This is a genomic window from candidate division WOR-3 bacterium, assembly GCA_011052815.1.
Classification (GTDB): Bacteria; Hydrothermota; Tepidihabitantia; order SM23-42; family SM23-42; genus DRIG01.
In genome coordinates this window covers 1-7,819 of sequence record DRIG01000026.1, presented here as the reverse complement: position 1 = coordinate 7,819, position 7,819 = coordinate 1, and the positions used below count along the sequence as shown (strand labels likewise).

Annotated in this window: 6 protein-coding genes; 4 read left to right on the top strand and 2 right to left on the bottom strand. The window is 44.2% G+C overall.

Going from position 1 to position 7,819, the window contains the following annotated elements; all coding sequences use genetic code 11:
* The coding region (locus tag ENI34_02235) for a hypothetical protein (protein ID HEC77944.1) at positions 1-709 on the bottom strand (709 nt) is incomplete at its 3' end.
* Between the two features lie 42 nt (positions 710-751).
* On the bottom strand, positions 752-2,260 hold the full coding sequence (locus ENI34_02230) for a T9SS type A sorting domain-containing protein (GenBank protein ID HEC77943.1): 1,509 nt from the start codon (positions 2,258-2,260) through the stop codon (positions 752-754).
* Positions 2,261-2,387: 127 nt separating this feature from the next.
* On the opposite strand from ENI34_02230, the gene ENI34_02225 reads away from it, so the two are divergent.
* From ENI34_02225 to ENI34_02210, 4 genes are all read left to right on the top strand, one after another.
* Positions 2,388-3,503: a hypothetical protein gene (locus ENI34_02225; protein HEC77942.1), complete on the top strand. Its 1,116-nt coding sequence runs from the start codon at positions 2,388-2,390 to the stop codon at positions 3,501-3,503.
* 263 nt (positions 3,504-3,766) lie between these two features.
* Positions 3,767-5,647 (top strand): phosphoenolpyruvate carboxykinase (GTP), encoded by a 1,881-nt coding sequence (locus ENI34_02220; GenBank protein ID HEC77941.1) that lies wholly within the window; start codon positions 3,767-3,769, stop codon positions 5,645-5,647.
* 130 nt (positions 5,648-5,777) lie between these two features.
* Complete coding sequence (locus ENI34_02215; GenBank protein ID HEC77940.1) at positions 5,778-6,440, top strand: lactate utilization protein; 663 nt, start codon at positions 5,778-5,780, stop codon at positions 6,438-6,440.
* On the top strand, positions 6,440-7,228 hold the full coding sequence (locus ENI34_02210) for a hypothetical protein (GenBank protein HEC77939.1): 789 nt from the start codon (positions 6,440-6,442) through the stop codon (positions 7,226-7,228). The genes ENI34_02215 and ENI34_02210 overlap by 1 nt, the downstream gene beginning before the upstream one ends.
* Positions 7,229-7,819: the final 591 nt, after the last annotated feature.

Below are 7,819 nucleotides of genomic sequence, written 5' to 3'. Positions count from 1 at the left end.
CTTCGGTCCTATAAACACCGCTTGACGCTCCTGCATAGCCTGTAGATTGATTAGCAAATTCAACTGAATAAATATCAACATCGCTCAATTTTTGATCCCAATCAATACCACCATTTATAGAAAGCCAAATACCTCTGTCTGAGGAGCCCGAACAGCCGGCAATAATCCAGGTGCCTCTCAGTGGGTCATGAGTAATTGCAATGTCATTCACTGTAACATTAGGGGAATTACTCAATGCACTCCAGTCGGTTCCACCGTTTGTCGTCTTGAACATTTCATATTGACTGTCATCTTTTTGACACCCCAGATACACCACACTCGAATTGTTCGGGTCCATGGCAAAACATAAGGGTTGGGTATTGGTAATCCCAGAACTCCTCGGATACCAGTTCACGCCGCCATCGTCAGATTTCCAGACCGGAGTTGCATCCTCCTTGCCAATATAAACAGTCCAGGCCTCATTCGGATCACAGATCACACAGACAGGATTAACAACATCAAGGGGTAATATCGAATCCCAGAACTCCCCTTCATTCACCGACTTATAGAGCTTATGAGTCCTGTCCGCAGCATAGATGATATACTGGGATCCATGTCTGCCTATTGTCATATCATCCGCCCTGCCCGCAGGCGGACCATCAAGACTCTGCCACTGAGCACCCAACAATACCAGCGGCAGACTTATAATTAACGCTATTGCTTTCTTCATTTTACTCCCCCTTCTTTAGCCAGTAAAACATGGCGCTGACTATCACTCTACTTTAATTACTTTCTTTAATCCAACACAACTACCCACCTCTATTTGTACAAAATAAACTCCACAAGGCAGATATTTACAATCAACCCTAATCTCTCTTTCTTTTTGTTTCATCTCATAAACCATCACCTCCTTGCCTGAAACGTCAAATATCTTTAAGCTTAGGGGTTTGGGCATGGTGCCAACGGTTTTCTCTCTGCACTTTGCCCTTTGCTCTCTGCCTAAACTGATGTTGATCAGCTTTGAAAACGGATTCGGATATACACCAAAATCTATTCCTGAAGACAAAACTCCTTCCAACTCAGATATTCCACCAGAAAGGTCCTTACGCTTGTAATAAAGCATCCAGGGAGAATTATTACCATAATCTCTTAAATCAGACCAGAAAAGATGTAGATATCCACCTCCACAGGTAAGCGAAGGAGAAATTGATTTATAGGGTGCATTCGTCAATCTTATCTCCGGACCCCAGGTTCTACCCAAATCCGTGCTCATCCGATAATAAATCTCAAAATTGTTATCAAAACCATTACGATCATCCTCCCAGACCAAATGCAAATTATTGTCCTCCGCAAGAATATCTGAAGCCACTGCCCGATGCTGAACCGTAAGCGAATCAATCTCCTCCCAACTATTCCCCGAATCCCTGCTTGCCCGATAAAAGATATCACCAGTCCAGGGATAGGGTGAATACTTATAATCATACCAGACAATGTGAATACCAGAACTATCATCCGTATCCATCGCCGGATGCTGGGAACCTATCCCATCATCCTCAGAAACCATCTGACTGTCAGTCCAGCTCTCACCACCGTTGAAACTACGGATATCATAAATCTCACATGCCCCAGGTAATGCTCTATATGTCACAGATAGAGCTAAAATATCATCAGAAATACACCTTAAAGTTGGACTCGCTCTGGCTAAAGTCACATCCATAACCGGCTGCCAAACATTACCCCCATCATAACTTTTCGTAAACATTAATATTCCTGTTGCGGAGTTAATCCCGGCAATATAGATTAGACTACTATCTGCAAATATTGATGAATAATGCATCCCAGGAATGATTGAATCAATACCCTGCCAGGTATCTCCACCATCTGTACTACGACGGTAAACAACACCATAGTCCTCTTCAAACCAGATCACATGCACAGTATTCCCGGATACCGCAATCTGAGGCATCGTACCACTCTGCTCATCCTCCACACTCAACCGCACCGGCTCAGACCAACTCTCACCAGCATCAGTTGAACGAAGATAAAAAATCTCATCATGTATAATCGATAAACTATCCCAATAATTTTTCCACCAGACTAAATGAATCGTATCCCCGCAACAGGCCGCCCTCGGATATGCATTGTAACTATAATCATAGGTCAACCGCACATCCGGACCCCAACCCGCCTGGGCTTGTAAGAATGAAAAAAGTAATAAGTTATTGAATAGGAACAACATAGTATATACTAATAATCCAGATTTACTGGTTGATTTCTTCATAAATACTCTCAATTAATTATAGTAAATACTAATTTAATGTCAATAGGTTGGTAGAAAAACCCTATCGTTGGCTGCAAACAGTCATTGACAAAATAAAAATAATGGCTATCATATTCTGGAGGTTATAATGATGGGTATTATATTCATTCTTATATTAATGAATTACGTATATGAAGATGCCGACAGTTTAATCGTCGACAATGACAGTCTTGTAATCTGCGGCTTTCACCAGTACAACATCAAGGTTATGATAAGCAACGCAGGCAAACTTAAGGTCAGACCATGGAGCGCCGCGGCTGATTCATTCGGCAAACTGGAACTTAATGCCCCCCTCATCACCATCCAGAGTTCTTCCTCGATCATCGGTTCTGATGCAGGATATTCTGGTGCCTACTCAAACAGTCATCCCCAGGGTTATGGACCCGGCGGGGGTGAAGCCGGTGGCGTCAGCGGCGGTGGTGGTGGCGGCGGCGCATACGGCGGCAACGGTGGTGCTGGTGGTGATAACTATCCTGGTGCCGGCGGCATCGCCTACGGCAGTCCCTCAGATACAATAATTGACATAGGTTCTGGCGGCGGCGCCGGAAGACTGAGTGCCCTTGACGGACCGGGCGGCAATGGTGGGGCTGAAATATATCTTCGGGCTCAAAATATCATCATCGACTCTTCTTATATTGAAGCAAACGGCCAAAGAGGGTATGACGGCTCCCTGGAAGCTGGCGGTGGCGGTGCTGGCGGCGGTGTCATGGTCTGGGCCGATACCACCATCCTCCATAATATTCTGATCGCGGCGAACGGCGGAAACGGAGGTGACGCTTCATTCGGCGGCGGTGGCGGCGGTTCTGGAGGCAGAATAAAGATATTCTACACCTCTTTAATCGACACGGCGCAGTGCACCTACACGGTGCAGGGCGGTGCTCCAGGCACAGGCGCCTATGGTACTCCAGAGGCTGGAGAAAACGGAACAATCTATATCGACCACATCGTCGGTATCAAAGAAGTGGTCCAGCAACCAGTACAATTACAGATTTTAACAAATCCCATACGGGAAGTATTGAAAATAAAGACCAATAATCCTCCTGTACGCGTGGATATATTCGATGCCGCCGGCTGTTTTGTTAAAACATTCCATTTAAACAATTACATCGAGTATATCCCACTTGATGGTCTCGAAGAAGGCGTCTATTTTATCAAAGGAAATACCTGTAATCATTATTCAGGAAAGTTCGTCGTCCTGAAATAGGCGGGATTGATTGGTTGAACATCTATTTGAAAACAAAAGGTAATGTACTGGCCTGATTAAATCTCGATATAGCGCCTGCGGGAAACAGAAAACGCTGAAATTTCACGGGTTTTAGCAGTTGTTACCCCTTAAATTTTCCTTGCTTTTTTTCCGGAAATAGATATAATAGATAAATATTTTTATATTGAAAGGAGATAATAGAACCCTGATTTAATTCTGCGTCAAAGACTTAAAAAATTTAAAAAATCAAGGAGGCCAAAACAATGGACGACAAGACAAAGGCGTTCTTAAAAGAAAAAATAGGAGAGGAAGGTTACAACAAGCTGATGAGGATTGATAATCCCAATCTGCATCAATTCATTGCGAAGTATATTGAACACTGTACACCGGACAAAGTCTTTATCTGCACGGATGCTCCTGAAGATATCAAGTACATCAGAGAGGCAGCAATAAAAAACGGTGAAGAGGCTCCTCTGGCGATCGAGGGCCACACAATCCATTTTGACAACTATTATGACCAGGCGCGAGATAAAGCACATACTTTGATTCTGCTGCCCCCGGGTAAAAAGCTGGATAAATCGATCAAAACAGGAAATCGTGATGAGTGTCTCAAAGAAATCCACGAAATAATGAAAGGTATTATGAAGGGTAAAGAACTTTATGTCCGCTTCTTCTGCCTGGGTCCGACCAACTCTGAGTTTTCACAACCGGTTGTTCAGCTCACTGATTCCGCCTATGTCGCCCACAGTGAAGACATCCTCTATCGGCAGGGTTTTGAAGAATTTGTGCGTCAGGGCAAAAACGCCCGCTTCTTTAAAATCGTCCATTCCGCCGGAGAACTGGATGAACGGAAAACGAGTAAAAATCTCGATAAACGCCGTATCTACATCGATCTTGAAGAAGATATCGTCTACAGCGCAAATACCCAGTACGGCGGTAATACGATCGGTTTGAAAAAATTATCGATGCGTCTGGCGATAAACCGCGGTTCAAAAGAAGGCTGGCTCACTGAACACATGCTCGTCATGGGTGTGCACGGTCCAAACGGACGTGTCACCTACTTCACCGGAGCATTCCCATCACTATGCGGTAAAACATCAACCGCCATGCTCGACAATGAAACCATTGTTGGAGATGATATAGCCTATCTGAGAAAAAAGGACGGCGAAGTACGGGCGGTCAATGTTGAAAAGGGGATGTTCGGAATTATAATGGGGATTAACTCCAAAGACGACCCGATACAGTGGAAAGCACTCCATACCCCCGGCGAACTGATCTTCTCAAATGTTCTGGTAACCCCGGACAAGAATGTTTACTGGATAGGAAAAGACGGTGAAGTTCCGGAAAAGGGTATAAACCATTCAGGCGAATGGTTCAAAGGCAAGAAAGATAAAGATGGAAATGAAATCACTCCCTCTCATCGTAATGCACGCTTCACCCTCTCCCTTGAAAGGCTTGAAAACCTCGACCCGACGCTTCATGACCCCAAAGGAGTGGTTGTCGGAGGCATCGTCTACGGCGGCAGAGACTCTGACACCTGGGTTCCTATCGAAGAATCATTTGATTGGACACATGGTATAATCACAAAAGGCGCTTCTCTGGAATCTGAAACCACGGCGGCAACACTCGGTAAAGAAGGAGTGAGAAAATTTAATCTTATGTCCAATCTCGATTTTCTGTCGATTCCCATATCAAAATACATCCAGGCGAATCTTGATTTTGCAAAGGGACTGGAAAGAACACCTCTGATCTTCTCGGTGAACTATTTTCTGAAGGACAAGGACGGTAACTTCCTGAACGAGAAGACCGACAAAAAAGTCTGGTACAAATGGGCTGAATTGAGGGTGCACAAAGAGGTTGACGCCATAAAAACACCGACCGGGTACATCCCGAAATATGAAGATTTAAAACGACTTTTCAAAGAGGTTCTTAATAAGGATTACAGTGAAGACGACTATAAAAAACAGTTTATGATCAGGATTCCGGAAAGTTTGGCAAAGATCGAGCGGATTAAAAAAATATACGAAACTGAAGTCCTCGATCCGCCGAAAATTCTCTTTGAGACGCTTGATGCCCAGAAAGAAAGGCTTCTGGAAGCCCAGAAAAAATACGGTGACTACATTACACCAGAGAAATTAGCGTAAAAAAGACGAATAAAAATCCAATCTGGTATCCTGGTGAATTCCAGGATACCAGATTTTTTTAAGTTGATAATTGACATCGCAACCAAATGCATTATAATGCAATCAATGATCTTTTTCAGGAGGTTATATCATGAAAACAGCTGCTGCAAACTATGGATCGATGAAAAAATGGTACCATAAAAACAGAATAGCGAATTTATTAAAAGAATTACGACGTCGGGGCTTTCAGGCAGAGTACCATGATGACGTCGATTCGCTGAAAAAAGCACTCTTAAGAAAAATACCGAAAAAAGCCAGCATCGGAATTCCCGGATCTGTAACAATTCGGGAAATCGGCATCATCGAAGAATTTAAAAAAAGAGGAAACAAAATCTTTCAGCACTGGCGTGAAGGGCTCAATGAAAAGATCGACCAGCACGCACGCTCTCTCGAAGGTCAGGCTGATTATTACCTCACAAGCAGCAATGCAATCACCATAAAAGGTGAACTTATAAATATCGACGGTGTCGGAAACCGTGTCGCCCATATGGTTTTCGGTCCGAAAAATGTTTTTGTTGTCGTCGGTGTTAATAAAATCGTCGATTCGATCGAGCAAGGACTTGAACGGGCGCATCAGGTTGCTGGAGTAATGAATGCGCGACGCGTCGAAGCCCGGACCCCCTGTGTTAAAACCGGTGTCTGTTCAGACTGCAGCACTCCAGGAAAAATCTGTCGTGTGATCTCCATAATCAAATACCGCCCTTTCCAGACGAAAATCACGGTGATGCTTATCAATAAGGAACTGGGGTTTTGATGAAGATAGGAGTATTGCAATTTAATCCCCTCTTCGGAGAAAAAGAAAAAAATTTTGAGAAAGTTAAAATTATGCTCAAAGGGACAACCGCCGATATAATCGTATTACCGGAGCTTTTCAATACCGGTTATACCTTTCTCAACAAAGACGAACTCGCGCGACTCGCCGAACCCGCAGCCGACGGCGAGACTTTCAACTTTATGTCTTCACTCGCAAAAGAAACAGGCTGTTGCTTTGCTTATGGCTTTGCGGAAAAGAATAATGACGCTTTTTATAATTCCTCCGCCCTGGTTTCACCCTCGGGCATGATCGGCGTCTATCGGAAAATGCATTTATATTTTGAAGAAAAGAAATTTTTCAAACCGGGAAACAGGGGATTTCCGATCTTTGAATATAAAGGCATAAAAGTCGGTATGCTGGTCTGTTTCGACTGGATATATCCCGAAGCCATGAGAACCCTCGCCCTCAAAGGCGCTCAGATAATCCTGCATTCGGCGAACCTTGTTATGCCTTATTGTCCCGACGCCCATAAAACGCGGGCGCTGGAAAACCGGGTCTATATCGCCCTGGCGAATCGTATCGGTGAAGAAAAGAGGAACGGTAAAAATTTCAAGTTTATCGGGCAGAGTGAAGTCGTTTCTCCCGAAGGAGAGATATTGGTACGTGCCGATGCCGATGAAGAATGTGTAAAGGTATGTGAGATAAAACCGGAAACCGCGTTGAATAAGAAACTTAACCAATATAATGATCTCTTAGCCGACCGCCGAAAGGAATTCTATTTTAAGTAATTATTACTTAAAAAGTTCCCGGGCAAACTCAAGGGAGTGTTTAAGAATATAATCCTGCATCCCCGGGTTGGTGTGGTAGCCGGATGTCTTGGTGGTGCGCTGTCTGATGACAATCACATCGACTTCCCCGGTCTTTTTACGTTCAATCACACATCTATCCAGGGTTTTCTTCCCGAATTTTTCAAAAAGATTAAACGACGGTTTTGCAAGCAGAACCACATAAAAATAGGGGTAGTTTCGTCCCTTTACTGCATTGATTGAAATCTGTCCCTGCAGCCCGATAAAATCATCCGGGGCATCCTTGAATTTTATCAGAAACCGGGTGTCGTTCGGAAAAGAGCCTTTTTTGTCTTCACCTATTTCAAGATATGGAATTATCTGAAGGGCTGGGTCTGATCTTATCAGGGGATTGTCGAGCATACGTTTTACGACCTCTGTTTTAACATCGAGGGCCCGGGGCATCCAGGCGGCCTTTCGGCCGCTCAATGCCATACCGCCGAACAGGATGAACAGATTAACCACTGTAGCGACCACAGGAAATGATATAGAGCCGATCACTGAAAGGAGCGGTATGCCGAAAGAAAGAACCAT

Excerpts from the sequence above, each read along its gene's own strand:
- ENI34_02215 (HEC77940.1), top strand. The coding sequence starts at position 5,778 with ATGAAAACAGCTGCTGCAAACTATGGATCGATGAAAAAATGGTACCAT.
- ENI34_02225 (HEC77942.1), top strand. The coding sequence starts at position 2,388 with ATGATGGGTATTATATTCATTCTTATATTAATGAATTACGTATATGAA.
- ENI34_02230 (HEC77943.1), bottom strand. The coding sequence starts at position 2,260 with ATGAAGAAATCAACCAGTAAATCTGGATTATTAGTATATACTATGTTG.
- ENI34_02220 (HEC77941.1), top strand. The coding sequence starts at position 3,767 with ATGGACGACAAGACAAAGGCGTTCTTAAAAGAAAAAATAGGAGAGGAA.
- ENI34_02210 (HEC77939.1), top strand. The coding sequence starts at position 6,440 with ATGAAGATAGGAGTATTGCAATTTAATCCCCTCTTCGGAGAAAAAGAA.